Source organism: Longibacter salinarum, from assembly GCF_002554795.1.
Lineage (GTDB): Bacteria > Bacteroidota > Rhodothermia > Rhodothermales > Salinibacteraceae > Longibacter > Longibacter salinarum.
Genome location: NZ_PDEQ01000006.1, coordinates 321,551 through 346,792 on the forward strand (window position 1 = coordinate 321,551; position 25,242 = coordinate 346,792).

Here is a 25,242-nt window from a genome sequence, read left to right on the forward strand (position 1 = left end):
TGCGTGCGATCAACCGAAAATTGTGGCGCGAGCTAATGCAAATGCGAGGTCAGGTCCTCGCCATCGTGCTTGTGATCGCGTGTGGTGTGGCCACCTTCGTGATGGCACGTAGCACCATCGACTCGCTTCACCGGACCCAAACGGTGTTCTATTCCACGTACCGGTTCGCCGATATCTTCGCGACCGTCAAGCGAGCACCGATGTCGGTGTCCCGGAGACTGGCGTCCCTTCCCGGCGTGTCCGACATCGAACCGCGCGTCATCTCGAGTGCCAAAATGAGTGTTGCGGGGTTCGACGAACCGATCTCCGGGTATTTTGTCTCGGTCCCGGATACGCGCGAACCAAGTCTGAATCGCCTCTACCTTCGTCGGGGTCGGATGGTAGAGCCATTCCGGAACGACGAGATCATCCTTAGCGACGGGTTTGCCGAAGCTCACGGTCTGGATCCGGGCTCGACGGTCGAGGCAATTATCAACGGCCGGAAGCGAATTCTGAACGTCGTTGGCATTGCGCTTTCGCCCGAGTTCGTCTATCAGATGCATCCCGGAGCGCTATTTCCTGATTTCGAGCGGACGGCGGTCGTGTGGATGGGGCAGCAAGCCCTGAGCGTCGCCCTGGACATGGACGGTGCCTTCAACAATGCGGCGCTGAAGCTGTCGCCCGGAGCGGGAGAGAACCGGGTCATCGATTACGTGGATGAGGTGCTGGACGAGTATGGAGCCCAGGGTGCAATTCCACGCGCCGATCAGGTGTCGCACAATTACCTGACGGAGGAATTTCGGCAGCTGGATCAGATGGCGACCGTGATGCCGGCGATTTTTCTGGGAGTGGCGGCCTTTCTGCTCCACGTCGTCATGAGCCGCCTGATCTCAACGCAGCGCGAGGTGATTGCGGTGCTCAAGGCGTTCGGGTATAGCAATCTGGAGGTCGGTGCGCATTACCTGTCGCTCGTGATGGTGCTCGTGGCAGGCGGAAGCATACTCGGGTTGGGCGTCGGCGTGTGGATGGGGCACGGGCTCGGTGACCTGTACATGCAGTATTACCGCTTCCCGGATCTCGTCTACGTGCTCAGACCGCGGGTCGTCATTTTTGCCATTGGAATCAGTGCTCTGGCTGCGACGACGGGGACGATTCTGGCGGTTCGGTCTGCGGTCGTCCTTCCTCCCGCGGAGGCGATGCGTCCAGAGCCGCCGATGCTCTTCCGCGCCAGTCTGCTCGAGCGCATGGGGTTTCAGGATCGATTCTCTCAGCCTGTCCGAATGGTGATTCGGCACCTCGAACGTCGTCCACTGCGGGCAGGATTGACCGTTGCCGGCATATCGTCCGCGTGCGCTGTCGTGATGATGGGCTTCTTTTTCAGCGACGCCATCGACTTCATGATCGACGTTCAGCTTCGGTGGGGACAGCGAGAGGATATCATTGTCGTGTTTAGCGAACCTACATCGGAGAACGTCACCTCAAGCATTAGAGGCATTGAAGGTGTCGAGCAGGTGGAGTTGACGCGATTCTTGGATGTGGAGCTTCAACATGAGCACAGAGTGTTTCGAACAAACATTCAGGGTATGCCCCGCGATGTGACTCTGAAACGGCTGTTCACGGAGGAACTCGAGCCGCTGGGCGTCGCCTCGGGAGGCCTGATGCTCACGGAGTACACGATGAATCGACTGGGGGTGCAGGTTGGGGATTCGGTGACGGTGAACGTAAAAGAGCACGCCCGTCCGGTATGGCGAATGCCCGTGACGGCGCACGTCAAGCAGTACGTCGGCCAACTCGCGTACATGGACTGGAACGCGCTCCATCACCGGCTTGGTGAGCAGGGGGCGGCCACGGCTGCCTATGTCACAGTAAGTCCCGGTTCGGTCGAGGCGGTGTATTCTGTTCTCCAGGATGCACCGCGCGTCTCGGCCCTCATCCTTCGAGAGCGTAGCATCAACGACTTTTACGAAAGCACGGGCGAAAACTGGCTGTTTTTCTCCTTCGTAATCACGGTTTTCGCCGGCATCATCGCGTTTGGGGTCATTTATAACAGTGCCCGCATCGCCCTGTCGGAACGGAGCCGGGAGCTTGCGAGCCTTCGGATCCTGGGCCTCACGCGCGGAGAAATCTCGTTCATTCTGCTCGCAGAGCTAGCCGTCCTCGCGGTAGCGGCGATCCCGATTGGCTTTTTGCTTGGTCGAGCCATCTGTGCCATGACCGTTCGGGCGTTTCAGATGGAGATGTTTCAGATCCCACTTGTCATCAGCCGGCAAACGTACGCATATGCCGCGCTCATCGTGCTCGTATCCGCGTTCCTGTCTGCCATCGGTCTACGGTACCGTCTCTATCGACTGAACTTGATCGAGGTGCTGAAAACCCGCGAATGACTCTGACGGCCGAAACGGTTCACGGCCTCTGGCCCCTCGGCGCGTTTCTTTTATCCGAAAACAGTGAGAACCATGTCCTGGAATCGAACGACGATATCGATCCTCGTTGGCGTCCTTCTCATCGTGGGATTGGTGTGGGGGTTTTGGCCGGAATCGGTCGCTGTCGAAACGGCGGTCGCTGAACACGGACGGCTTGAGGTAACGATTGAAGAGGAGGCGCGAACGCAGGTGACGGACCGTTACGTGATCGCCACGCCGGTGACAGGATACGTCCAGCGCATCGGGCTCGACGAGGGAGCACGGGTTTCGCCGGGAGATGAGCTGTTCGTGATGGAGCCACACCGCTCCGAGATGCTTGACCCGAGACGCCGAGCCGAGGCGCGCGCGAGCGTCGACGCTGCCCAGGCGTCACTGGCCCGTGCGGAGGAGGTTGCGCGTGCAACGCAGGCCGACGCCGAGTACGCCGAGTCCGAGTTTCGCCGGATCGACCGGCTCTGGCAGGAGGAAGCCGCGACGGATCAGGAGCGTGAACGTGCAGCCTCCCAAGCGCGCCATCTCGAAGCGCAGTGGGCGTCGGCCGTGCGGGCGGTGGAGGTGGCCGAGCATCAAAAACAAGTTGCAGAGGCCGCCTTTCGAGTCACGTCGGAAACGGCATCAGGCGGCGCCGATGATAACCTCCACGTCCGGGCACCGCACGAAGCTACGGTTCTTCGGGTGCACCGGGAGAGCGAAGGGGTGGTCCGGGCCGGGGAGCCGCTAGTTGAAATCGGAGAGACGACATCGCTGGAGGTAGTGGCCGACGTGCTCACCTCCGAAGCGGTTCGACTTCGACCGGGGATGCCGGTTCAATTCGAACGGTGGGGCGGAGCGTCGTCCGTGTCCGGTGAGGTTCTTCGCGTCGAGCCACAGGGCTTCACAAAAATATCCGCTCTCGGCGTTGAGGAGCAACGTGTACGCGTGATCTCGGTCGCGACTGCCAGCGACGATGAATGGGAACGCGTCGGGGACGGATACCGGGTTATTGCTCGGTTTATCGTGTCGTCGGACGACGATGTGTTATCGATTCCCTCGAATGCCCTTTTCAAGATGGACGGGAAGTGGGCGGTGTTCACCGTAGAGAGTGGGAGGTCTCGGGTCCGCTTCGTGTCTCCAGGTCGTGATGCCGGACTCCGCGTCGAGATCAACGGTGGACTCGAACAAGGCGAAGAAGTGATTGTGCACCCGGATCACACGCTGGAGGATGGAATGCGTGTCTCGGTTCGCGACGAGAACGTCATTTGGTGAGTGCGCGGACATCGCATGATGAGCGCGTACGATCGTGATAGCTCCTGGCCTCAATTGTCCGTTTTCTCGGAGGTGAACATGCGCCAGCGGAGGCTTCGATCACGGGGGTATATCCGATAATATGAGAACGTGTTTGGCGGACAGCCTTTGGCGGTTCAAAGGTGCGGACCTTCCCACTGTCGGTCCTCGCCCCGCTCGCAATACGAGGCTCGGTTGATCTTGCGCGCCGGGTTTACTTCGTCATTGCGAACGGATCCCCTTCAGGCCTGCGAATAGATATGAACAACCACGCTTACTCTGTCGCGACCCAGCCGCCACACAGGTGGTGAACGATCCATCTGTTTTTCAGAACCGTCGTCGGCAATCCTGAAAGTGACGGGCAAATGCGTTTTGACGTATGCGTGGGCACTCGAATTGAGTCAAGGAACGATGAGGTGAAGCTATGTCGATTACAAAAGCCGATAAGGAAATGCGCGCCGAGGTTCTGGATGCGCTGGACTGGGAGCCGAGCATCAAGTCCGGGGACATTGGTGTGGGCGTCTCCAGTGGCGTCGTCACGCTCAACGGACACGTGCCGAGTTACGCGCAGAAGCGAACCGCTGAACGCACCGCCCTACGGATTGCCGGGGTGAAGGGCGTCGCCAACGATCTGGTCGTCAAGCTGCCGAAGGACAAGGAGCGGTCCGACACGGACATTGCGAAGGCTGCCGTTCGCGCGATCCGCTGGCATACCGAGCTGCCGCAGGACACGATCTCGGTCAAGGTGCGCGATGGATGGGTGACGCTCGAAGGGACAGTGGAGTGGAATTACCAGCGAGAACGGGCCGGAGAAGCCGTACGGCACCTAACCGGCGTCAAGGGGATCACCAACACCCTGAACGTGGCTCCGCGCGTAACCTCCAGCGACATTCGAGAGCGGATCCGAAAAGCGCTCGAACGGGAGGTCAATCGCGAAGCAAAGAATCTCAAGATTGAGATCGAGGGGGACATGGTGAAGCTGTCCGGTGTTGTTCACTCCTGGGTGGAGAAGCGCGACGCCGAGCGAGCCGCCTGGTCGGCGCCAGGGATCACGGATGTCGTTAACGACCTTGAGGTTCAAAGTCGTGTCGTCGCGTAAGCGTGGAACCCACTGAGCCTCAGGACGGCTAGCAAGGATAGGCCGCGGAGCGTAGCCAAGACAACAGGAATATGAGTTCGAATCGCAGCGATACCGTCAATCGGGTCGAGGAAGTGCGGGAGCGCACCTGGCGATTCGATGTTGTGATTCTTGGCGGTGGGGAAGCCGGGGCGAGCGTGGCACGGGCACTCAGTGTCTCGTCGTACACGGGTCGTGTTGCACTGGTTGAGCCGTCGAGCTATGTCTACGACCAGCCGGGCTGGATTCGCGTGGCCACGAGCGGAGAGCGCAAGGAGGCGACGCGGTACCACCTGAAGGTACCGCCGGGTACGACGTGGATCCGGCGGCGGGCAGAGGGGATCGATCCGGACCGTGGCCTGGTCGAGTTGGATGGAAATGAATCCATTTCGTATGAGCACCTCGTCGTCGCCGCTGGTATTGAGACGCGGTGGGATCGCATCCGCGGAATCGGCCCGAACATGGACGCGGACGGTCTCTGCAGTGTGTATGGCTACGAGCACGCAGAGCATGCGTGGGATGTGATCCGGACGTTTCAGGGTGGTCGAGCCATTTTTACAGCCTCGTCTAGCCCATACAAGGGAGGACAGGCGCCCTACGAGGTGCTCCGAAACGCCGTCGACGTCTGGCGCAACCGGGGCGTGCTATCGTCGACCGAATTGATCTTCGCGACGGCATGGGCCGAGGCCTTTTCCGGGGTGGATGATGTCGATCTCGACATCTCCGATGCGCAAGACACGCACGTATATCGCGGATATGATCTCGTTGAAGTGCGCCCAGACTTGAAGGAGGCCGTCTTTACGGTCGAAAAAGGAGCGTCTCAGAGCCAGGACGTGGTCCGCTATTCACTGTTGCACATCGCTCCGCCCATGCGCCCGCCCGCGGTCGTGGAGAACAGCATTTTAGCATACTCCGTCGGGCCGATGACCGGCTTCATGGAAGTGGACCCGGAAACGCTACAGCATCCGAAGTATCCATCCGTGTTCGGTGTTGGGGATGTCACCGGCCTCCGGTCGCTCAAGACCGGGAGGATGGCCCGGCAACAGGCGAAGCGCGTTGTTCAAGCAATCTGTCGGTAGGTCACGAAACCGGTGGGCGCGATATGCGCACGGCAACGCCGGGGGCAAGGTGGTTACGAAATCGTTGATGCTCGTTCCTCCGCCTCTTCGGGCGTGGAGGGCGTCGCAGGTGTGCGCTTCCATTCGAGCCAGACGAGCAGCGCCGGGAGACTGATCATCGCCGCGAGCAACGTCATCGAAATCCCCAGAACGGCGAGTGCGCCGATTGAGCGTAGGCCGGGGTGCATCGACAAGAGAAGGCCACCAAAGCCGATCATCGTCGTCACGGCACTCATGGTCACGTGCTCGCCGGTGGAGGTTAGCACGCGTCGAATCGAGCCGCGGCCTTCCTCAAGATAGCGATGCACGAGGTGGATTCCGCTATCATCCCCGATGCCGAGAATGGTCGGGAGCACGACAAGGTTGAAAAAATTGAGTTTCAATCCGAGCGCTCCCATCAATCCGAACATCCAGAGGAAGCTGGCTATGAGCGGGACGAGCGCGACGGCGACCCACAACACGCGTCGTAGAGCGATCAGCTTGAAGATGATGATCAGGAAGACCGTAAGGACGACCATCAGCGGAGCCTCGTCGATCATCAGCCGCAGCATGTCCGATGCCACGATGCTGGTGGAGGCCGCGTGATACGTCGTGCCATCGGTCAACGTGACCTCTTGGACATCGTCGGCGAACGCCATCGAATTTCGGCCGTCCGCGAGTCCCACCGACGGATACACGATGACGATGTCGCCGACGGTCCCCTCGCGTGTCAGAAAGGGGCTCTTAATGAAAGAGGGAATCTGGTCGAGCGTCAGCGGCTCTCGTGTGCTTGCAGCCTGCCGGAGGCGCTCCAGGTTCTCGTCGTCCGATGATTTGAGGAAGCGATCATCCAGCAGTCCGCGTACGTTTGCGATACGCTCCAGCTTTTTCGTCTTCGCTTCGGGCCGGGCGGGAAAGCGATCGTAGATCGTCTCTACGGCGCGAATTGTCGGAGAGGACGTGTCGGAGGCGGCCCGTCGCCGGAGCACGTCGGCGATCTCTTCCGCATGGGTCGGCGAATCTGCCAGGATGTACGCCGCATTTCGTGTGCTGCTTGAGCTGTAGAGGTCCCTCGTCCGGTCCTTGAACGCTTCGTACTCCTCGTACCGCGGCTCCAGTTCGCCAAAGTCATACTCGAACTGCACCTCGGGCAGCTGGGAGCCGGCAGCTGCCACCCCGAGCAGACTGAGGAGCAGAATTGTGAGTGCCGTGAGGTTCAGGTGCCCCATTTTCCGCTTCACCGAAGACATTCCGATCCATCGATGAATCGGGTCACGGATTTGTGGGGGCGTGTCACCTTCTCCATCTGAATCCCGCCGGACCGGCGTTTCCGTCAGAATGTTCTCCTGATGACGACGCGCCGAGTGTCGCCCGTCGGTCGTCAACCGGCGTGCCCCATCGGCGTCCAGGCTGGAATATGCCGGAAGCCAGTGCTGTTGCTCGAGGAAGGCAAGCAGGGCTGGCAGAAGAACGAGCATCGACAGCAGGGCGAAGATCGTTCCGATGCCAGCGGTGAAGCCGAACTGGCTAAAGCCCTTGAAATCCGCCAGTACGAGAACAAAGAAACCGCCGGCTGTCGTGAGGGCAACGACGGTGATGGCACGGCCCGTTGTCATGAATGTGTGATCGAGCGCGGAAGCAACGGGGCGTCCCTTGCCCCGCTCCTCGAGATAGCGGGCGTAGAAATGGATGCCGAAGTCGATGCCGAGCCCGAATAGGATGAGGCTCAGTGTCGACGTCATAAGATTGAGATGATCGTACGCGAGGTACACCACGCCGTAGGTCCACGCTAGGCTCGAAAGCAGCGGCAGCCCCAGGATCACGGCTGTCCACGGCATCCGCTTCATTTCTGACCAGATCACCTGGCGGCGGCTCTGCTTCGCACCGAAAAGACGAATCCGCTTGTAGAAAAAATAGCCAGTGACGAGCACGAGAAGCGTCAGAACGCCCGCACCGAACGATCCGGTGACGTCGTTGAGGATCGCACGGACTTCGATGAGCTGGCGCTGTAGGCGACCACCCAGCTCGACCTGCATTTCGGGATGATATGCGGACGGATTGAGGCGTTGAGTGAGCTCTCTCAGGTCGGTGTAGGCGGCGTCGATAAACGCGAGATCGGTCTGTGTCCCTGTGGGGAAAAGCCGAATCAAAAGGCGCGTGGAATCTTGAGATACGCGATATTCCGACGTTACCAGCTCATCGTATAGCTCCTGCATTTCCGTGAGTGTGGCGTCGTCCGCTTCGACTTCGTCATCCAGCTCGAAATAAAACGGATTTGCCTCTAGTCGGGCCTTTCTGGCCTGCCGCTCGAGGTACGCCGTCAGCGAGTCGAGTTCAGCATTCGTGGCGAAGTAGAGCGCATGGCTCTTCATGAACCCGACCTCGCGCCGATAATCGACCGATTTGAAGTACTCGGTCGAATCGGGGGCATCCGGATTGCGGAGCCTCAGGGCGGCTGCCACCAGCGTATCCGCAAAGGCTCGGTTTGCTTCGAACGAAGGACTCTCGATGAGCACGGCGACATCACTTTCTGCGCCGAAGCGCTCGCGCAGCTCCGTCAGGGCCTCCACGCTCGGATAATCCGAGGGAATCAGATGGGAAAAATCGTTGTCGATGTACAGGTGAGAGGCACTCCAGGCGGCCAGAAGTGTGATAACGAGGTAGACCGCCAAAACGGTTTTCGGCGCGGTGTGGGTGATGCGGAAGGGCGCCTGCAACCAGTCAAAAAGTGAATCGATAGACATGGTATTACGAAGAAACGTGCTATCGACGGGGTTAGAACGAGCCAACCGAGTCCACCGGCTCCTGCGCCATCGTCGGACTCATGGACTTCTTCCGGGTACCCTGTTCGTGTACCCACAGCACTGCACGCCGCAGGAGTTCGCGAACGGAGTTACACCCCAGCTTCTTCATCGCGCGGCGGCGGTACTTATCCACCGCGCCGCGGCTCACGTTCAGGTGATTCTCGATATCGGAGACGGTGTATCCCTCTCCGATGAGCTGGTACACTTCCAGTTCTCGATCGGTGAGTGAATCGACGGGGTCCGGCTCGAGCGCTGTCTTCGACTGCGTTCCGGAGAGAAGTCGTCGGAGCATCACCGAGCTCAGGTAGATACACTTTCTCTGTACCGTATTCAGAGCCTCCAGAAGGTCGGAGATGGGTTCGGACTTCATCAGGTACCCGCGGGCCCCAGCCTGCAGGGCGCGTTCGGCGTACACGGTTTCGTCGTACATCGAAAACACCAAGATCTCTACCGACGGTTGCCGCGTCTGGATGAGTCGTACGAGATCGAGCCCGTGAGCATCGGGAAGAGACAGATCCAGGACGACGATATCCGGAGGATCGGTCTCAATGGCTTCAATTGCCTCGGCGGCGGTACCCGCGCCTCCATGAATCGTGAACGACGATGAATCGCGGATGGCATCCTTGATCGCGTCGCGGATCGCGGGATGGTCATCAATCAGAAAGACGCTCGACGTAACGGGGGTATTTTCTTGTGTGGTCACGGTATTTCGGCATCGGGTGAAGAAAAGACTCGCTCGATCACCGATGTAACAGGGGGGAGGCAGTGCCGCGGCCACTCACGAAAAGGGCGCGGCAGGTGGAGAAGAATTGGTCAGTTGAGTGTGTGACGCATCCCATCGTCGGTGTTACTGGTGCACCGATTTTGCCACAGGCATCGGACGAGGGTTCCCCCGCGGGGCGCGGGCATCACCTTCAATTCTGCACCGATTACGTCGGCACGACATTGCATGAGGTGAAGACCGAGACCACCGGATGATGTACCGTTACTTATTCCGCGACCATCATCCCAGATGGACAACTCGAGGATGTCGCCTGCGGCTGACAGATCGATCCAGACGTGATTCGCATTGGCGTGATGCAGGGCGTTATTCAGCGCTTCATAGGCGATTCGGTAGAGGTGCGTTGCCGTCTCCACATCGTCCGGTCTCTCCTCAAACGGATCGCCCAAATACTGAAATGTTGGTTCGTGCCGCTCGTCAAACGTGTTGACGAGATTCTGAAGCGCTTCAGCGAGACTCGTATCCGCGATTTCGACCGGATAGAGCGTGTGGGACAGGGAAGGAACATCGCATGATACGCTCCAGACGTCGTCCAGGATCGGGGAAAGGCTCTGCCGCAGTTGATCCGGCTCTTCCTTGTCGATCCGACTCATGAGATTTTGGAGCCGAATGGAAATGGCGGTAATGCGTGAGGCGACCAGGTCGTGCAGGTCTTCTCCGATTCGGCAGCGCTCGTTCTCGCTGATGTTTGCGACAACCTGGTTGAGTTCTGATTCCTTCGACCGGTCGATTAAAGATACCACGACGAATGGGCCTTCATCCGTGTCCCACGCTCTCATCCGAGCTTCCATCGTACTCGGCGTGGCCCCGCCATCAATCGACTGTCGATGGGAGGCGTCGTTCTCTGTGCCCGACCTGTTACGCCACCGGAAGCGGACCTTAAATGATCGGTCCTCTTCGCCTCGTTCTAGCACTTTTCGAATCGTCTCCCGCACGTCGCGTTGATCCGAAGGCGCGACGCAACGGTCAACAAAGTCGGTCCTGGCTTGAGATGTGTCATTGACCTGTAGAACGGCGAGCCCGCACTCGTTCATCGCTGCGATAGCGCCAGTTTGCTCAATGAGGATGATGGGGATTTCGACATGGTCAAGGTCGAAAATATGAGGATGGAGAGCGTTATCGCATGTCTCTTCCGTCTCGTGCGTCGGGGTGGCTAACATGGCAGTGGATACTTATAACGGAGGCTTGCGAGCCGGTAGATTTCTGTCTGGCTTCAAACGTCGCCGGGTCGCGTTTGGGATGGCAGATCCGATAACATCAGCATTGTATACCACGATTAGGCAGAGTCGGACCGCACTGAGTCTAGATGCAGAATACGAGCCTCATGACGACTACTCGTAGCGATCCTGCCGCACTTGCGGGGGCGGGTTGACTGATGTATGGGCGTGGGGGAATTCCCTATAGTACGCTTCCACTATGTGGTAGAATCGCCGATCGTAATATATTTATCGCAAGTCATCATCGCGTGAGGACTCGCTATGTCCGGTTTGAGCCTATACTTAATCGGATAAATTCCCAGGGACGGCGGAGAGAATGTATGACAGTTTTCAATGCCGGATCGAGACGGTCGGATGTAGGAATGACGACTAATTACGAGGTGGATGCCGTAGTCATTCTGCGCGGCATCGGCTCTCGTTGAGCACCTGAGTCTCCTCCTACACTTTCCCGGATAGAGGCAGTTATGGGACGCGCCGAAGATCGAGTTGTCATCGTTACGGGAGCAGCACTTGGTATTGGTAAGGCCACGGCTGAGGTCTTTGCAGATGAAGGCGCCCGTGTGGCACTGACGGATGTTTTGGATGACGAGGGGAAGGAGGCGGCCCGTCGAATTCGAGATGCGGGAGGCGAGGCGCAATTTTGGCCGATGGACGTTTCGGTCGAAGAAGAGGTGCGCGATACGTTTGCCGAAATCCACGATCACTACGAGCGCGTGGATGTCCTCGTCAACAATGCCGGAATTTCCGGTGTCAACCTCCCGACCCATGAGATCGAAGCGGACGACTGGAAGCGGGTCATGGACGTCAACGTTATGGGCGTATTCTACTGCACGAAGCACGCCATCCCGTACATGAAGGAGGCGGGTGCGGGCAGTATCATCAATATCTCGTCCATCTACGGGCTTGTTGGCGGGCCGGACGTTCCGCCATACCATGCCTCGAAGGGAGCCGTGCGCCTGATGACCAAGACGGATGCTCTGCTGTACGCGGAGGACAAGATCCGCGTCAACTCCATCCATCCGGGTTACATCTGGACGCCCATGGTCGAGAATCACCTGAAGAAGATGGGTGACGTCGAAGAGGGGAAGCAACAGACGGCCGCTATGCACCCACTCGGTCATATGGGCAAACCAGAAGATATCGCCTACGGGGTGCTCTACCTTGCCTCCGATGAGGCCAAATTCGTCACGGGGTCTGAGCTGGTCATTGACGGTGGGTATACCGCGCGCTGATCACGTCGGCTCGTTACGAATCTCGTTCGCTGTACCACGTTAATTCCCCCGAAGAGTGATGTCCGATTCCCCCGTCTTCATCCGCTGGTTCGAGACACTCACAAAGGACGACGTTGCTCTTGTCGGCGGAAAAAATTCGTCCCTTGGCGAACTTGTACAGAACCTGTCTGCAAGTGGCGTCCGCGTGCCTCCGGGATTTGCGACGACATCGGATGCGTACTGGGCGCTGCTGGACGAAAGTGACCTGCGCACTCCTATCGAGAAGCATTTGAATGCGGTAGGCGATGGAGACATCTCGGCGACGGAAGCCGCTCGGGAGATCCGGACGCTCATCCGCGAGGCTCCGCTGCCCGAAGCGCTTGACCAACAGCTCACGGAGGCGTATCGAGAGCTCGGCAGACGACTTAAACGAGACGACGTGAGCGTAGCCGTTCGAAGCTCCGCGACCGCGGAAGATCTGCCGACCGCTAGTTTCGCCGGTCAGCAGGAGTCCTTCCTAAACGTGCGAGGAGAAGACGATCTGAAGGCCGCCTGTCGTCGGTGTTTCGCGTCGCTGTTCACGGAGCGGGCGATTTCGTACCGCGAGGCTCATGGGTTCGACCACATGAAGGTCGCTCTCTCGGTCGGCATCCAGCAAATGGTGCGCGCGGATCGGGCGAGTGCCGGTGTGATGTTCACCATCGACACGGAAAGCGGGTTTCGCGATGTCGCCCTTATTCACGCCGCGTGGGGACTCGGAGAGGTCGTCGTCAAGGGCCAGGTCACGCCGGACCAGTACATGGTCTACACGCCCTTCGTTGATCGAAAGGGTGGACCACCGATTCTCGAGAAGACGTGCGGGACGAAGCGGCAGAAACTAGTCTATACTGAGGAAGGAACGGGGAGCGGAACGTCCAGCGTCGAAACCACGCCAGAAGAGCGGGAAGCCTTCGTACTTACGGACTCGGAAATTCAGCGCCTCGCTCGCTGGGGGGCGGACATCGAGGACCATTACGGTTTTCCGATGGATATTGAGTGGGCCAAAGATGGCGAAAACGACGCGATCTACATCGTCCAGGCCCGCCCTGAAACGGTCCACGGTAAGGCCGGCACGTCGACGATCACGAGCTATCAGCTGATCGAAACGGGACAAGAGCTGGTGAAGGGGCAAAGCGTAGGAGAAAGCATCGCCTCCGGGCCAGTACGTATTGTGACCGATCCGACATCGTCGTCGACCTTTCCCGAGGGGGCCGTCCTCGTGGCGGAGAACACCGATCCGGACTGGGTCCCGATTATGCGGAAGGCATCGGCGATCGTGACAGATCATGGGGGCCGAACGTCTCACGCGGCTATCGTTAGCCGAGAACTGGGAGTCCCGGCGGTGGTTGGGACGCGGACCGCGACGTCTGTCCTGGAGTCCGGTCAACAGGTGACGGTCTCGTGTGCTGGCGAAGCGCAGGGCGTTGTCTACGACGGCAAACTCGCGTTCAGGACCGAAGAGATCGCGCTTGCGGATCTGCCAAAGACCCGCACAAACATTATGATCAATGTCGCGAGTCCGGCGACGGCGCTTCGATGGTGGCGTCTACCCGTGGATGGAGTCGGCCTCGCACGCATGGAGTACATCATCAATCAGGTCATCCGCGCACATCCTCTGGCGCTCACCCGGTTCGATGAGATCGATGAGCCAGACGTGCGCTCGGAGATCGAGTGGCTCACGCTACGTCACGATTCGCCGGAAGATTTCTTCGTCGAAACGCTCGCTCAAGGCATCGCTACGATTGCGGCATCGCAGTATCCGCGTCCCGTCATCGTGCGATTGAGTGATTTCAAAACCAACGAATACGCTCAGCTCGTCGGTGGGGCGCCATTCGAACCGAAAGAAGAGAATCCGATGCTCGGATGGCGCGGCGCATCCCGCTACTACAGCGACGCCTATCGTGACGGGTTCGCGCTCGAATGCCAGGCGCTCCATCGCGTCCGGTCTGAGATGGGCTTCACGAACGTCGTCATCATGATTCCCTTCTGCCGGACGCCGGAAGAGGCGGATCGCGTGTTGGAAGAGATGGAGCAGCACGGACTCGTCCGCGGAGGCGACGGTCTCCAGGTCTACGTGATGGCAGAGATCCCGTCGAATGTCACGCTGGCCGAGTCCTTTGCCGAGCGCTTCAACGGGTTCTCCATCGGATCGAACGACCTGACGCAGCTCGTGCTCGGAGTCGATCGGGATTCCGAACGGCTCGCATACTTGTTTGACGAGCGGCACCCGGCGGTTATCGAAACCATCCGCAGCCTCATCCAGCGCGCTCACTCTGTGAACTGCCCGGTCGGCATCTGCGGACAGGCGCCGAGCGACTATCCAGACTTTGCCTCGATGCTCGTGGAGGCCGGCATCGACTCAATTTCCGTGCTTCCGGACAGCGTCGTGCAGACGCTCAAAACCGTCGCAGAGGCAGAGAAAAAGATTGCGCAGCCCATTCAGTGACGCGCACATCGTTGGCCTAACCATGCTCACCTAGACGTTCAATCTACCATGAACTTCGTTGAAATCGCTGGGATTAGCATCAATCTCGACCACGTGGTTTTCATCCGAGAGGAAGATCACGCTCAGCTTGGTCAGGTGATCGCGATTCACTTTGCTCACCCGGAGCGTGACCCATTGCGTCTTTCCGCAGAACACTACGACGAGCTTCGTCGCCTCCTTCAGGCCCCGGTGGGTAAAACGTAAGTTCTCGGTTCCGTCGATATTCTTCCGGCACGCAGATAAGAAAATTGCCCCGATGCGGGCCGGCCATCCTCCGTCTGATCGATGTGCTCGACGAGGGGGGACAAGAATGGCGGTCGCACCGAGGCAATCGAGCCCGTACCCGAGATGGGGGCGGGCCTTCTCCTTCTTGGGAAGGAGACGTTACTGGTTAGCGAATCTCAATTTGCTTCGGCTTGGCAGATTCGACTTTCGGTACCGTGATCTCCAAGACTCCGTTTTTGAACGAAGCGTCGATTTTTGAGTCGTCGACGGTTCTCGGCAAGCGAATGGAGCGGTAGAAAGAGCCGAAGGTGCGTTCCGTCCGGATCACGCTAGCATCTTCGGTTTTCTTTTCGGCTTTACGTTGTCCGTTGATGATCAGCCGATTGTCTTCGAGGCGGACATTAATCTCGTTTTTCGTCATGCCGGGCAAGTCCGCCCGTATCATGTAGTCATTTTCCGTTTCCATCATGTCCACCCGTGGGGCCCAGACGGCGGCCCCTGCTTCGTCCGTATCCTGGCGTGAGGAAACAAAAAGGTCGTCGAACATGCGGTTGACTTCATCCTGAAGGCCGCGCAAACCCTGAGCTGGGCGATATCGCGTGAGAAGATCCATTATGTTCGCATAGGTTGCGTGAAAGGAGGACCGGGTGATGACGATAGGTCATCAGCCCGTAACGACTGCGTGTAATCTACCGCGCCTCGACCGATCTGGAGAACAGATACTCGGACCGGCCGCCATCCGAAATATCGGGAGGCTGCTGTAGGAGAAATAAGACAGCCCTGCGAGACGAGTTGGCTCTGTGGTCGGATGGAGGCTCGGGACCCGTTTAGTATCGGAATCGTGCCGCGATCCGCGGTTGTTGACGGCGCTCAGCAAAGGCGGGGACGCCGTCCTCGTATGCATACGCAACCCCTCCCGTCCGGAGCGTGTGGATCAGTGCAGCGTTGAGGAGATCACCATCCCCTCTGCGGCGATCGACGCGAAGGTGCGGGACGCCATCCTCTCCGATATTTCCCCAGACGGGCGGCGCGGCAGCTGAAATAAAAAGCGTGTCGACACGCCCACTAACCGCACCCGAGAGAATGGGACTCAGGCTCGTGCTCCCCCGTTCGGCAGCGCCTCGAAATCGGTCCATGGCCTCCTCGCGTTCTCGGAGCAAGTCCGTTTGAATGAGCGGCCAGGCAGATGCATGTAGCGCCTGCGTATCCCACGCTCGATTGGTTCCTTCAGTGTATTCCCCTTCGATTTCCGTGTCGTGGAGCCTGGGATACTGGTTCACCGCCCGGTACAGTCCGCGAAGACGGTCGGGGCCGGCCAGGAGGAGCGGTCGGAGCGGTACGTCCGGGTCGATGCGTTTCCGGATTTGGTTGTCGATGTACCGAAGAAACTGGAGGATGCCCTCGTTCTTGTACGCACGATCTCCCGCGTCTTCGTGGCCGAAAAACATCGCAGGGCGCCGTCCGCCTCCACCCTGACCCTGTGCCGGCGTTCCTGTGTGATAGCGTACGGAGCGGACGGGCTGGTCGAACTGACGAAACTCATCCAGCGTCTGGTACGCATCCGGGCCAAGATCGACGCGCTGTATTGAGTATCGAGTGCCGCGGAACAGGCCGACGCCGCCTGCGGACAATGCGGCCACGTAGTACGGACGGTCCGGGTAAACATTGGGCCAGATGTAGCGAAGGTCCGGTACGGTATCCACCGCGGCGTGAAGCGGCGGTGTGAATGGGAGCGACTCGACAATCATCTCTGATGGTGTCAGGATGATCACAATGCCGTCCGCATCCGGGTCAGCTGCACGTGCTGCCGTGATTTCACCTGCAGCTTGTTCGAGCATCGGGGTGATGTCAGCGGATGCGTGTGTGAACCGTTCGCATTCAATCTCTGCCTGCTCCAGCAGGCCTCGGAGCTCCTTCTGAAACATGTTGTTTCGGTTCCAGGTGCGCTCAAGGGGCACGTAGATCGAGATCACCACCGGAGCGTCGATCTCAATGAGCGTTTGAATCAGTCGCTGCGGGTTCGTGGAGGCGTGGGTCATGTTGTGTCTTCCTGTAACAGAACGGAAGAAGAGAGGCAAGGAGAGCAAAGAGGGCTGGCGCTGATGACGATTCTTGAGGATGGACGCAGAATCGGACCGTACGTGCACATCGTTCGTCGGCGCGTTTGATCAGGCAGCCACGCCGCGGCCGACGACGAGTTTGTTCGTTACGTCCGTGATTCCGGGCGAAGCCCAGACGGCCCGCTCGATGTCTTCACGGTCCGCCCATGAGCGTACCGTTCCGGTGAGCGTTACGGCCGAACCGGCGATCTCGATATCGATGCCCGCCGCTTCCTTGTCGACCCTGCGTTCGAGGGCGGTTCGAATGCGACCCCGAAGGTTTGCGGGCGTGGTTGCGGGTTTCACTGTCAGGTTGTTCTGAATCTCGCGTACGCCGCGAATGTATCGAACCGTTTCCTCCGCGCGGCGCCGTTGATAGTGCCAGTCGACCGACCCATCCAGAGTCACGCGACCGTCGTTGACACTGATCTGGACGTCCTGGTCGGACAACTGAACGTGGTCGTTGATGCGGCTGAGCGCGGCTTTTGCAATGTCTGTGTCGGTTCGCTTATGGGCGGAGACGAGCGTGACCTCGATTTCATTGGCGAGACCCTTCACCCCGGCGACGCTCAGAGCCGTTTTCTCCGCCTGGCGTTTCTCCGCAAGCGTAATGACGTGCCCCGTAAGCGTGACGACGCCGCTCGATACGGTCACCCCAATGTTGTTCGAGTCGATGCTGGGTTCCCAGTCGAGCGCATCGATCACGTGCTGTCGTAGTTCTTTGTCGCGCTTCTTGATCGCCATGGGTGCGTACGCTCTGAGAATTGAATGGTGGTCAACTGCGAAGTAAAGAGAGGTCGTGCGTAGACCTCTGGAGTGTGAAACTGCTCCTGACAGGCATCTGCAGCGTAGCACGATTTCATACCACGACACCCATCGTTCTGGGACAGAAGCGGTCAGGCAGGATCGGAATGTGAACGGGGGCATCGTTGCAGCACGACACCATCGGGATGCGGAAGGCCAACAGCGTGCTTGAGAGATGCAGATCTCCGTCTTCAAATGATTGAGGTCGTTCGTCGGAAAGCGATTGAACCTTAGTGTCAGGTCCGTTTGCGCCCGAGGGGACTTGACCGATCAGACGAATGGGGTCATGCGCATTCCTTGATAGCCTTTTCCGAAGAAACCGAGGTGTAGCGGCAGGATCGTGCAAACGCCTCATCTACACGAATAAGGTTGGGTCGCATCCATGATTGCATCCGCTCAGTCTTTTCCACTTCACGTGTTCGCGATGAACACGAGTCGCCGCCTCGGTGAAGAGGTGGCGAGGAGCCTCGGGTCGTCGCTCAGTCCACACGAAGAACGAGAGTTCGAAGCGGGCGAGCACAAGTCGCGGCCATTACGGAGCGTGCGGGGGGCGGACGTGTACGTGATCAGCAGCTTAGACGGAGAAAAGGGGGCGAGTGCAAACGACAAACTGCTCCGAATGCTTTTCTTTATCGGCGCGCTCAACGATGCCCGAGCGGCCCGCGTCACCGCGATCGTCCCGTATCTCTGCTATTCTCGAAAGGATCGCCGCACGAAGGTGCGAGACCCCGTCACGACCCGTTATGTTGCGCGTCTATTCGAAGCGGTGGGTACCGACGTGGTGCTGACGGTTGACGTGCATAACGTGTCGGCGTTTGAGAACGCGTTCTCTTGTCCGACGGAGCATATCACAGCGATTCCGACTCTCATCGAACGCATTCGGCAGCGCGGAATTTCGCTGCCGGTCACGGTCGTCTCTCCGGACGTGGGCGGGGCGAAGCGGGCCGAAGCGTGTCGGAAGCATCTCGCCGCACACCTCGGTGACGACGTGCCCCTCGCGTTTGTCGAAAAGGAACGAAGTGAAGGCATCGTTCGGGGCGGTTCGGTGGTCGGGCGCGTCCAGGGGCGAACGGTTGTGATTGTTGACGACCTGATCAGTTCGGGGACCACACTGGTTCAGGCGGCGCGAGCCTGTCGAGCACAGGGAGCAAACAGTGTGATCGCGGCTGTTACGCACGGGTTGTTCGCTCCCGAAGCCGGGGTAACCCTCGCGCATCCGAGCCTGGACGCGGTATACGTGACCAATTCGGTGTCGGCATCCCGGCTACCCACGGGCCACTGCCGGACGAAGGTCGTTCGTGTCGACATTTCGCGACTGCTCGCGGAGGTCATCCACCGGATGCACAACGACGACTCGCTGAGTCACATGACGGATGTGTACGTGCCGGAGCGCAAAGTGGTATCTGCCGAGTGAGCGTCGCGAGCATGTGCAGGCACCAGAGAGCGGGATCCATTGCTGGTTTGCACGCGCTACGGCTTGGCTCGCTCCATCTCTGCAACGGTCGTGAGGAGGTAGCGCTCTGCTTCGTTTCGCCAGTGTGCGGCGTCCACGTCGTCGCCGTCATCGAGATGCCAGATAGCTAGGCGTGCGCGCGTACACGCTTCCTGTGCCTGATAAAATGAGATCAGGGAGGGAGTCGGGTGGTCGCCGGTAATATCGGAATAGACATCGAACAATTCGGGGCCGACCCACTCGGCGCCCAGCTGCGTGCACTCCATCGACAAAAACGACAACTCGTCGGCAGGGTCTAGCAGTCGCAGACCGCGGTCGAACGCGATGCAGTCGATCACGAGTGGATACGGCTGCAAGTAGACGTGCTCCGGGCGGAGGTCGCCATGTCCATCAACAACCCGCGATGCGCGCGCCGAGAGGTCGCTTGCATGCCCGTCGATGTGGTTGCGTAACCGCTCGGTGGCGTCAGATATCAGAGAGGCGTTCAGGGCGTAGGCAGGCGTGCGAAGGACGTCTTCGTTGAAGTCGAGTCGGCTGTGAAAGCGTTCGATGTACGCCGATGGATTGAGGCCAACGGTAGGGGAGTCCCTGTAAAACCGGGAGAGTCGATCTGCCACCGCACGAATGTGGGATCGCGTGAGCGAATCCGCCTCGATGTGCGCATGAACGGATGCATGGCCCGGAACCCGACGCATGTGAACGACCCAATCCACAACGTCGCCGTCTTCGTTCAGGCGCAACGCACCATCCGGGCCACGCGTGATACGTTGGACGCCTCGATAGATGGTAGGGGCCAGCCGCCGATTGAGTCGAACTTCCGCGAACGCATCGTGACGCCGCGCTGCTCGCGTGCTGTAATCCATCCCGGGACGCTTAATGCACTTCTTGAGCTTGTACGCCTCATCGCCGACCAGGAAAACCCACGCCATGTGCGTTTCAATGGTGGTCACCGGAGCGTCTTTGCCCGGATATGTCGAGGGATCACTGAGAAAATCCACCTCATCCTGAATGGTTGGGGATCCGCAAGGAGAGTCATTCAGCCGATTGGACATCGTCTGCGGATTCGGGATGAGAGGGTCGCGTTAAGCCTCGCGTGTTTGATTGCGTGATGCCTTACTTGTTTCTGCCCGTGCTGTGGCGGATGCGTCGCTAAGGGCCGCGAGTACGTCTTCGTCCGATGTCTGCGGAAAGTCGCTGTACCAGGCGCCGATCGCGACGAGATTACGGGTCGTTATTGGGCAGACGAACCCGTCGAGAAGCGGGCGAATTCGGTTTGCGGAGTCCTCGGCTGCAACGGGCACGGCCATGATGATCGTGTTCGGGTTGTGCATTCGAAGCGACCGAATTGCAGCTTCAGCCGTCAGTCCCGTCGCCAGCCCATCATCCACGAGGATGATATTGCTCCCGCCGATGTCGTAATTCGATATCGATCGAAATGACTGTGCAGTGCGGTAGCGGTTGATTCGCCGATTTAGTTCGGCAAACTCCCGCTTTGCAACAGCCTCGATTGTGGTTTCCGAGAGTCGCGCCGAGCGGATCAGCGACTCGTCGAATACCATCACGTCGTCGGAGGAGATCGCACCAAACGCCAGCTCCGGTTGTTGCGGGAGTCCGAGTTTTCGAACAGCCCAGATGTCAAGAGGGGCGTTTAGGGCGCGGGCGACCTCCGCAGCAACGATCACGCCGCCACGGGGAAGGCCGAGCACGATCGGATTCATTCGATGATACGACTCAAGCTCCCGGGCCAGGTACTGTCCGGCCTCTTGTCGATTTGTATAGCGATAAGGAACGGCCATCGTGCGCTTCGCTGTCGATCTTTAAAAAATGTCGTGCGCCTCACCATTCTGCACGGAGTTCCTTCGGTAGTTCGAGGTGGAAGGTGAGCCTCCGCGTCTTACGACAGCGCGACGGCATCGTGGCTATTGCTACGAGAGTGAGATCAAGCCCGTGGGAAGCATGTCTCTTTTTATCGAACCTCGCTGGTCCTGACGCGCTCGAACCTAACCAGAACGGACAGTGGTGGCAGGACATCGTAGCAATAGGATGTAGAGCAAACGATGGTCGGGTGTAGAAATGAGGGTCTCGCGGCGGTTTGTTTGGTCATCTGCCTCAAGGCGCGTCTGCTACAACGGGCATCAAATGAGGTAACAATTGACGTCATTGATATTCGGTCGCCCCCGTCTGCTTGGCGGCCGACGGTGGTCATACACTCGAGCCCCGGTGACACCGAGAGAGTTGACTCGGGGTCCACCGGGGCTCGAATGAACGGGGGTAGGTTGGGGTTAGCGATATCTCTTGAACCACGCGAGCGTGTAGGCCACTTTCGCAGCAAGCTGACTCGGCCGGGAGGCGATGTGGTGCGACGCGCCGGGGATTTCCACGTGAGCAGTTTCGATCTGGCGAATCTTTAGCGCATGGTACAGCTGAAGAGCCTCCGAAGGCGGCGTCCGAAGATCCTCGGATCCGACCATAGTCATCGTCGGCGTCTCGATCTGGCCGGCGAGAGAGATCGGGGATTCTTCGAGGTATTTCTCTGGGTTCTCCCACGCGTAGCCGGGGTAGCGGTAATGCGCGTAACCGTAGTAATTGTCTGCCACCAGCGTCTTACTGTACCAGTTCATGACGGGCTTCGTCACGACAGCGGCGCGGAACCGATTTGTCTTGCCCACGATCCATGCGGTCATCGTGCCACCGGCGCTTCCCCCGGTGACGTACAGCTGGTCGGTGTCGACACTACCGGTTTCGATCGCAGCGTCCACGCCGGTCATGAGATCACCGTAATCTCCCCCCGGATAGTCGTGGTAGAGCAGGTTGGCGAATTCTTGTCCGTAGCCCGTGCTTCCCCGCGGATTCGCGTAGAGGACGACGTAGCCAGCCGCGGCATACAGCTGTATTTCGGCAGAGAAGGTGGGGCCGTAGCTTGTGATTGGGCCACCGTGAATCTCAAGGAGAAGGGGATACGTCTCATCCGCGTCAAAATTCGGCGGGCGCACGACCCAGCCCTGGATGGAACGTCCGTCTGCGGAGGTCCAGGTCAGTTCCTCAACCTCGCCAAGCGTACGGTGCGGGAGCAGGTCCTTGTTGAGTGCCGTGATGACGGACGGAGACGCATCGGCCTGCACGGTTGCTACGTCCGCAGGTCGCTCGGAGGTGGCATGCGTGAACGCGATGATCCCATCGTCCGATACGGAAAACGATCCGCCGGTGTAAGGACGGCCAATCGATGTGCCCCCGACATTGCCCGTGATCTCTTGCGTTTCTCCGTCCATCCCGATGTACGCTACCTTCGTATCCCCAGACTCGAGATACGAGACGTACAGACCGTTTCCATCGGCGGCCCACGTTGCGCTCGAAATGCTCTTGTCGAGGTCGGCCGTCAGTGAGCGACGGTTTGAGTCGTCGAGGTCCTGAATGTAAAGCTGCGTGTTCTGGAACGTTTGCACCTGATCATCGAATCCGAGGAAGGCGATTTTGCTACCATCGGGCGAAACGGCGGGCGCGTAGTCCGGCCCGTCTCGATCGGTGAGTTGCGTAATCGCGTCCGACTTGAGGTCCACGCGGTACAGCTCCGACTCTCGCCGGTCATGGGCCCAATCATCGGATCGGTCGGCGGAAAAAATGAGGCCACTTCCGTCTGGAAGCCAGGTGGGGGCCGAACGATGATGAAAGTCTTCCGTCGTGATTTGTCGTGCTGCGCCGCCTTCCGTGGGGATTACGAAAAGGTGGTCGTAGCCTGGCTCAAGGTACCCTCGACCGTCGGCCTGATGACGTAGCCGAGTGAGAACGCGCGGCTTATCTGCCCATTCAGCGTTTTTTGGCGCGTCGGGCATCTCTGCGTCGAGGGACGGTGCGTCTTCCGGTACGAGCATCGAAAACGCGATGTGTTCCCCGTCGGGCGACCAGCGGAGCCCAGACGGTGAACGGTTCAGTTGGGTGAGCCGCGTCGCCATGCCGGTATCGAAGTCGTACACATAAATCTCGCTTCCTTCGTCGGTCCCGGCCGTAAACGCGACCCGGCTGCCGTCCGGAGACCAGCGCGGACTCGATTCCGAGACGTCCATACCCGTCAGCTTGCGATTCGAGTCCCCGTTCGTGCCGACGACCCACAGCCGAGACTGCCGTCGATCCTTCATCTTGTCCATGCTCATTCGCTTGTAGACGACGCGCTCGCCATCGGGCGAAATCTGAGGATCGGATGCCCATTCGAGGTCAAAGACATCGTCAGCCGTAAAGGTATTGGTGGACTGTCCGACGGCCGAAAACGGCAGCATACAACACAGCAACGCGGCAAAAAGGATGCGCATAGGAGGGAGGGGGAGAGGAGAGGCGGGCGACGGGACAATGAGCTGTCGTATGGGAACCAAAGTCATAAGCGCGGCCCCCACGTGCAAGTTATTGATGCAGAACAACCGCCTGAAAATGGTGATAATCGGTGTGTTGCCGAACGCTTCAGTGTATTACTCGTATCGCGAATAGATTTTTTCGACCCAACCCTTCCTTCCCATGCGAACATGTTCGCTCCACACCCTCGTCATCTGTCTGTGCGTCGTTTCTCTCGTTGGTTGTGACAGTGGAGGCAGTCCGACAGGCACGGATCCAGGCACTCCGGGCGGGGGGGACGGCGGCGGAGGGTCTACGCCAGCGTTCAGTAGTCGCGAAGCACCGGGCGACTCGGCTCGATCGTTTCTTGATGATACGAACTTTACGGTCCTTGCGCTGGAAGTAGACTATATGACGGGATATCGTCCGGAAGATACCGCTCTAGCCGACCTCCGGTCGGAGCTCGTCCAGCACCTGGATAAGGCGTCCATCACCGTTGAGTCCCTAACCGAGATTCCGGCCGCTGGGCAAGACACCTACTCCACGAATGATATTGTCGATCTTGAAGACCAGTATCGCGATGCGTACACCGAGACGCGGTCGGACACGCTATGGGCATATGTTCTCTTCGTCGACGGCAAGTTCACGACGCAAAACGTCGTCGGAATTGCGTACTACAACACATCTCAGGCCTTTTTTGGGCAGACAATCGAGGAAATCAGTGGCGGCGTCACACAGCCGTCGAAGGCGAACGTCGAGGCTACGGTCTTGCGACATGAGTTCGGGCACAATCTCGGACTCGTAAATAACGGAACGTCGATGCAGCAGGACCATCAGGATGATCCGAACGGTGCCCATTGCACGAACGACCAATGTGTAATGTACTATTCGATTGAGACGACGAACTTCTTCGGAAACGCCTTCGACGGCAGTGTGCCCGGCTTCGAGCAATTCTGCACCGAGGACATGGATGCGATCGCGTCGCAGTAAATCGTGATCGACTCCGTGCGAGAGGACGTTGCTCCGAGATGGTATCTTCGATGCGGTCGAGCCGGCCACATGTTCATCCCGTGGCCCCAAAATTGTTTATTCCGCGTCCGTGTCGCGCGACGATCTGCCACGAGTTTACCGCCGTATCGTGCAGCGAAGCAGCCGTCGGCGTGCCCGGTAGGGACGTTATTTACGACCGATAACCTTCAAACAGCACCACCATTTCAAGTGAACAGATGAGCCATATTGACTCGTTCGAGCACGAATTCGTTGGATACCTGGCCGGTCTGCCGGTGTATCATCCGTTAGAAGAGATCCGAGGTGATTTTGTCTGCGATGCTCGGCACATCGTCATCGGAGGGGGAAGTGGGGAGCATCCGGCACTGGTTCTGGGCAGTCCGCGGCAGGCCGTGGCTCATTTCCTGTACGACGCACTGTCATCTACAGCCGAGAGCTCAGCACCTCAAGCTCGCCTTCCCTTAAAGGCCGTCGTGGATGAATGGCTACCGACGGTCGAGTCATTCATCCATTCGCCCCCCGAAGAGCTGCTGAGGTTTTACGACTGGACTGAGGAGAACAAAAGTCACTTCCGAGAGCAATTCGATGACGGCGTCCCGAATCCGTACTGGGGAGACCGCTTCTGGGGCTGGCTGGTTCTGGGACTCGGAGAGTTTGTGTTTTTTGCGATGCCCGAGCTCGCTGGGGATGTTCTGACCGATCTGGGAGCGGAGCGGCCGCACGACTATTTCCAGCACGTTCGATACAGTAATATTCTGCTGCTGCCGGAGCGCATGCCGGTTTACGCAAACGGAGGACATGCCTTTTCTTCATTTCGTCGACAGCGAGACTGAAAAAAGAGTATCGCCTATCTTCTGTCGTCTTGATCTGTCGATAGAGATCCATCGCCCCGGGTTACAGGTGTAACTTTTAAAAGA

The 25,242-nt window shown here is 58.9% G+C and carries 19 protein-coding genes; 10 read left to right on the forward strand and 9 right to left on the reverse strand.

The annotated features are described in order from the left end of the window. Positions 1–41: 41 nt before the first annotated feature. The 4 genes from CRI94_RS13045 (at position 42) to CRI94_RS13060 (ending at position 5,861) form a co-directional block, all read left to right on the forward strand. Positions 42–2,363, forward strand: a complete 2,322-nt coding sequence (locus tag CRI94_RS13045; protein ID WP_179862301.1) for an ABC transporter permease — start codon at positions 42–44, stop codon at positions 2,361–2,363. A gap of 72 nt (positions 2,364–2,435) precedes the next feature. Then, positions 2,436–3,647 carry an efflux RND transporter periplasmic adaptor subunit gene (locus CRI94_RS13050; RefSeq protein WP_098076455.1) on the forward strand — a complete coding sequence of 404 codons (1,212 nt, stop codon included), beginning with the start codon at positions 2,436–2,438 and terminating at the stop codon, positions 3,645–3,647. 442 nt (positions 3,648–4,089) lie between these two features. Next, the gene (locus CRI94_RS13055; RefSeq protein ID WP_098076457.1) at positions 4,090–4,764 is read left to right on the forward strand and encodes a BON domain-containing protein; all 675 of its coding nucleotides are present in this window, start codon (positions 4,090–4,092) and stop codon (positions 4,762–4,764) included. Between the two features lie 71 nt (positions 4,765–4,835). Next, positions 4,836–5,861, forward strand: a complete 1,026-nt coding sequence (locus CRI94_RS13060; RefSeq protein ID WP_098076460.1) for an FAD-dependent oxidoreductase — start codon at positions 4,836–4,838, stop codon at positions 5,859–5,861. A 53-nt stretch (positions 5,862–5,914) separates the two neighbouring features. On the opposite strand, the gene CRI94_RS13065 is transcribed toward CRI94_RS13060, so the two are convergent. The 3 genes from CRI94_RS13065 to CRI94_RS13075 all read right to left on the reverse strand — a co-directional run bounded on the left by CRI94_RS13065 (position 5,915) and on the right by CRI94_RS13075 (position 10,624). Next, on the reverse strand, positions 5,915–8,623 hold the full coding sequence (locus CRI94_RS13065; protein WP_098076463.1) for an efflux RND transporter permease subunit: 2,709 nt from the start codon (positions 8,621–8,623) through the stop codon (positions 5,915–5,917). A gap of 31 nt (positions 8,624–8,654) precedes the next feature. Beyond that, complete coding sequence (locus CRI94_RS13070) at positions 8,655–9,386, reverse strand: response regulator transcription factor (RefSeq protein WP_098076466.1); 732 nt, start codon at positions 9,384–9,386, stop codon at positions 8,655–8,657. Between the two features lie 110 nt (positions 9,387–9,496). Further along, a complete protein-coding gene (locus CRI94_RS13075; protein ID WP_098076469.1) occupies positions 9,497–10,624 on the reverse strand; it encodes a sensor histidine kinase in 1,128 nt (375 codons plus the stop codon). A gap of 521 nt (positions 10,625–11,145) precedes the next feature. On the opposite strand from CRI94_RS13075, the gene CRI94_RS13080 reads away from it, so the two are divergent. From CRI94_RS13080 to CRI94_RS13090, 3 genes are read left to right on the forward strand one after another with little or no spacing between them, the layout of a single operon-like run. Then, entirely contained in the window at positions 11,146–11,913 is a 768-nt protein-coding gene (locus CRI94_RS13080) for an SDR family NAD(P)-dependent oxidoreductase (protein ID WP_098076472.1), read from the forward strand. Positions 11,914–11,971: 58 nt separating this feature from the next. Beyond that, positions 11,972–14,377, forward strand: coding sequence for a phosphoenolpyruvate synthase (gene ppsA / locus CRI94_RS13085; RefSeq protein ID WP_098076475.1), 2,406 nt, complete (start codon positions 11,972–11,974; stop codon positions 14,375–14,377). 48 nt (positions 14,378–14,425) lie between these two features. Next, on the forward strand, positions 14,426–14,620 hold the full coding sequence (locus CRI94_RS13090; RefSeq protein WP_098076478.1) for a hypothetical protein: 195 nt from the start codon (positions 14,426–14,428) through the stop codon (positions 14,618–14,620). Positions 14,621–14,807: 187 nt separating this feature from the next. On the opposite strand, the gene CRI94_RS13095 is transcribed toward CRI94_RS13090, so the two are convergent. The 3 genes from CRI94_RS13095 to CRI94_RS13105 all read right to left on the reverse strand — a co-directional run bounded on the left by CRI94_RS13095 (position 14,808) and on the right by CRI94_RS13105 (position 17,484). Then, positions 14,808–15,254 carry an Hsp20/alpha crystallin family protein gene (locus CRI94_RS13095; RefSeq protein WP_098076481.1) on the reverse strand — a complete coding sequence of 149 codons (447 nt, stop codon included), beginning with the start codon at positions 15,252–15,254 and terminating at the stop codon, positions 14,808–14,810. 214 nt (positions 15,255–15,468) lie between these two features. After that, a complete protein-coding gene (locus tag CRI94_RS13100) occupies positions 15,469–16,680 on the reverse strand; it encodes a baeRF7 domain-containing protein (RefSeq protein ID WP_098076484.1) in 1,212 nt (403 codons plus the stop codon). 129 nt (positions 16,681–16,809) lie between these two features. Beyond that, complete coding sequence (locus CRI94_RS13105; RefSeq protein WP_179862302.1) at positions 16,810–17,484, reverse strand: BON domain-containing protein; 675 nt, start codon at positions 17,482–17,484, stop codon at positions 16,810–16,812. Between the two features lie 442 nt (positions 17,485–17,926). Here CRI94_RS13105 and CRI94_RS13110 point away from each other — a divergent pair, with 442 nt between their 5' ends. After that, the gene (locus CRI94_RS13110) at positions 17,927–18,958 is read left to right on the forward strand and encodes a ribose-phosphate diphosphokinase (protein ID WP_098076490.1); all 1,032 of its coding nucleotides are present in this window, start codon (positions 17,927–17,929) and stop codon (positions 18,956–18,958) included. A gap of 56 nt (positions 18,959–19,014) precedes the next feature. Here CRI94_RS13110 and CRI94_RS13115 read toward each other — a convergent pair whose 3' ends face one another. From CRI94_RS13115 to CRI94_RS13125, 3 genes are all read right to left on the reverse strand, one after another. Continuing rightward, positions 19,015–20,049, reverse strand: a complete 1,035-nt coding sequence (locus CRI94_RS13115) for a hypothetical protein (protein WP_098076493.1) — start codon at positions 20,047–20,049, stop codon at positions 19,015–19,017. Positions 20,050–20,079: 30 nt separating this feature from the next. After that, positions 20,080–20,793, reverse strand: a complete 714-nt coding sequence (locus CRI94_RS13120) for a phosphoribosyltransferase (RefSeq protein WP_098076496.1) — start codon at positions 20,791–20,793, stop codon at positions 20,080–20,082. Between the two features lie 486 nt (positions 20,794–21,279). Then, positions 21,280–23,301, reverse strand: a complete 2,022-nt coding sequence (locus tag CRI94_RS13125) for a S9 family peptidase (RefSeq protein ID WP_098076499.1) — start codon at positions 23,299–23,301, stop codon at positions 21,280–21,282. Positions 23,302–23,500: 199 nt separating this feature from the next. Here CRI94_RS13125 and CRI94_RS13130 point away from each other — a divergent pair, with 199 nt between their 5' ends. Beyond that, complete coding sequence (locus CRI94_RS13130; RefSeq protein WP_098076501.1) at positions 23,501–24,307, forward strand: M12 family metallo-peptidase; 807 nt, start codon at positions 23,501–23,503, stop codon at positions 24,305–24,307. A gap of 236 nt (positions 24,308–24,543) precedes the next feature. Further along, complete coding sequence (locus CRI94_RS13135; protein ID WP_098076504.1) at positions 24,544–25,158, forward strand: hypothetical protein; 615 nt, start codon at positions 24,544–24,546, stop codon at positions 25,156–25,158. Positions 25,159–25,242: the final 84 nt, after the last annotated feature.